We start from the raw sequence: 3087 nt of genomic DNA, 5'->3' as shown, positions 1-3087 counted from the left end.
ACGTCGAGCTCTACCGCATGGCGATGGACCGCATCGCCGAGGCGGCGTTGACGCCGGCGGAGAGCCGCGCCTTCCTCGCCGACCAGGCGGCGCAGCTCTAGGGACGGCCCTGAACAATCCGGGTGTCGGACCCGGGTGGGTGGCATCGGGGCTGGGACGATCGGTGGGTGCAGGGACGGGCTGATCCGCAGCGCGAGATCTTGGATGTGGAGTCGGTGGCCGGGCACCTGTTGCCGGCCGGTGGGGTGTTCGCGTTCCTGGCCGGGCATCGGCGGGAGTTGTTCCCGGATGAGTTGTTCGCTGATCTGTTCCCGAGCCGGCGGGGTCGTCCGTCGATCCCGGCGGACGTGGTCGCCTCGGTGATCGTGTTGCAGACCCTGCACGGGCTGTCGGACAGCGAGGCGGTGGATGCGGTCACGTTCGATCTGCGGTGGAAGGCCGCGTGCGGACTGGCGGTGACCGCCCCGGGGTTCCATCCGACGGTGTTGACCTACTGGCGGCGCCGGCTGGCCCACTCGGCGCGGCCGCGGCGGATCTTCGATGTGGTCGGGCAGGTGGTCGCCCAGACCGGGGTGCTGACCGGGAAGACCCGGCGCGCCCTGGATTCCACGGTGCTCGACGACGCGGTGGCCACTCAGGACACGGTCACCCAGCTGGTCGCGGCGATTCGCCGGGTGGCCCGGGTGGTGCCCGGCGCCGGGGAGGTGGTCGCCGAGCACTGCACCGGGCATGACTACACCCAGCCGGGCAAGCCGGCGATTGCCTGGGACGACTCCGACGCTCGCGAACAGCTGGTGGATGCCCTGGTCGGCGATGCGCACCGGCTGCTGGGACACCTGCCCGAGCAGGAACTCGAGCCTGCCGCGGCCGAGGCGGTCGGGCTGCTGGCGCTGGTCGCCGGGCAGGACGTCGAACCGGCCGAGGGCTCCGACGGGACTGATGGACGCTGGCAGATCACCGGCTGGCGGATCGCGCGGAAGGTCGCCCCGGAGCGGGTGATTTCCACCGTGGATCCCGAGGCCCGACACGCGCACAAGACCCGCGCCCACCATCAGGACGGCTACAAGGCGCACGTGAAGGTCGAGCCGGACACCGGGCTGATCACCGGGTGCGCGCTCACCCCCGCTTCCGGGCCGGAGCACTCCGACGCCGCGGTCGGTATCGCACTGCTGGCCGAGGAGGCCGACCCGGTCGAGGTGCTGGGCGATGCGGCCTACGGCACCGGTGAGCTGCTCGCCGCCGTCGCCGACGGCGGGCACACCGCGATCATCAAGCCCTGGCCGCTGCGCCCGGCGGTGGACGGCGGGTTCACCCTCGACGACTTCCTCATCGACGAGACCGCCGACACCGCGACCTGCCCGAACGGACTGACCGCCCGGATCACTCGCACCCGCACGGCGGTCTTCGGTGCACGCTGCCGGGCCTGCCCGCTGCGGGCCCGCTGCACCACCTCGGCCGCAGGCAGGACGCTGCGGCTGCATCCGCACCAAGCGCTGCAGCGCGCGCACCGGGCCCGCGCCCGAGATCCCGAGTTCCAGGCCGTCTACCGCCAGCACCGGCCCATGGTCGAACGCTCGATCTCCTGGCTGGTCGCCGGCGGGAACCGGCGGCTGCGGTTCGTCGGAACCCGGCTCAATGATCTGTGGCTGCACCACCGGGTCGCGGCGCTGAACCTGCGCCGACTGCTCACCCTCGGCCTGATCCGCAGCGGCGGGACCTGGACACTCGCCCCGGCCTGACCCGGACCCGGACCCGGCGAACGGTGGCTTGACCACCCAGCCCACACCGACCCAACCTCAACCGCGACGGGCAGGGCGAACTCGTTGTCACCCCCGCCAAGGGCGCTGACCGCCGCACCGACGGCCTTGAGAGGTCCTGCCCGTCCCACACGGCCCCGCTAGGCCGTTGTTCAGGGCCGTCCTAGGAGCTGTTCAAGAAGTCCTGCCCGTGGGATCGGCACACGCACGTGATCGACCTCTCGGGCCTGTCACGCGTGTCGTGGCCGGGACGTGAAGGAGGTCTCCGGTAGATGGATCTTCGCCCAAGAAGATCGTCATCTGTCTGGAGACCTCGTTGGCCAGCCTGTCCATTGGAGCGCGCAAAGATCTGACCGACCGGCAGTGGCGGATCCTTGAGCCACTGCTGCCCCGCGGCAAACGGCCAGGCCGACCGCCGAAGTGGACCCGCCGCCAACTACTTGACGGCATCCGCTGGCGAACCCGGGTCGGCGCCCCGTGGCGCGACGTCCCCGAACGCTACGGGCACTGGCAGTCGATCTACGGGCTGTTCCGGCGCTGGCAACGCGCCCAGGTGTGGCCACTGATCGTGGCGAAACTGCAGGCCTTCGCCGACGCCGCCGGTCTGATCTGCTGGACGGTGTCGGTGGACTCCACCATCAACCGGGCCCACCAGCACGCTGCCGGCGCCCGCCACGACCCCGACACCCAGGTCGAGCCACCCGGGCCCGAGCCGGCCGATCACGCGTTGGGCCGGTCCCGCGGCGGCTGGACCACCAAGCTGCACCTGGCCTGCGAGCAGGGCCGCAAACCGCTGTCGCTGGTGCTGACCGCGGGCCACCGTGGGGACAGCCCGCACTTCAGGGCCGTGCTCGACGGGATCCGCGTCGCGCGGTGCGGGCCCGGACGCCCGCGGACCCGCCCGGACCGGGTGTTGGCGGACAAGGCCTACTCGGCCAAGGCCAACCGCGAGCACCTGCGCCGCCGCAAGATCGCCGCGACCATCCCGGTCAAGCTCGACCAGCAGACCCACCGCAAGGCCAAGGGCTCCGCCGGCGGGCGGCCACCGGTATTCGAGCCCGACCTCTACAAGCAGCGCCACGCCGTGGAGTGCGGCATCAACCTGCTCAAACAGCAGCGAGCGGTCGCGACTCGCTACGACAAACTCGCCGTCCGCTACGAAGCCACCACACAGATCGCCATGATCAACATATGGTCACGCGCTCTCGCCAACACCACTTCCTAAACACGGCCTAGTAGCGTGTCGCCAGCAAATCTATCCGTACCTGCGGTACTGGTTCTCGGCAGTTGATGTCTGCTGCTGAGAGGATGGCCTCACGATGCCGCGTCC

The 3087-nt window shown here is 70.7% G+C and carries 2 protein-coding genes; both read left to right on the top strand.

What is annotated here, in order from left to right:
• The first annotated feature begins 167 nt into the window (after window positions 1-167).
• On the top strand, window positions 168-1739 hold the full coding sequence (locus tag VF468_08475; protein ID HEX5878341.1) for an IS1182 family transposase: 1572 nt from the start codon (window positions 168-170) through the stop codon (window positions 1737-1739).
• A 334-nt stretch (window positions 1740-2073) separates the two neighbouring features.
• Window positions 2074-2982 carry an IS5 family transposase gene (locus tag VF468_08470; GenBank protein ID HEX5878340.1) on the top strand — a complete coding sequence of 303 codons (909 nt, stop codon included), beginning with the start codon at window positions 2074-2076 and terminating at the stop codon, window positions 2980-2982.
• Window positions 2983-3087: the final 105 nt, after the last annotated feature.

The organism is Actinomycetota bacterium, from assembly GCA_036280995.1.
Taxonomy (GTDB): domain Bacteria; phylum Actinomycetota; class CALGFH01; order CALGFH01; family CALGFH01; genus CALGFH01.
Note: the sequence above shows the minus strand (reverse complement) of the source record. Positions and strands in the feature narration are given on the sequence as shown.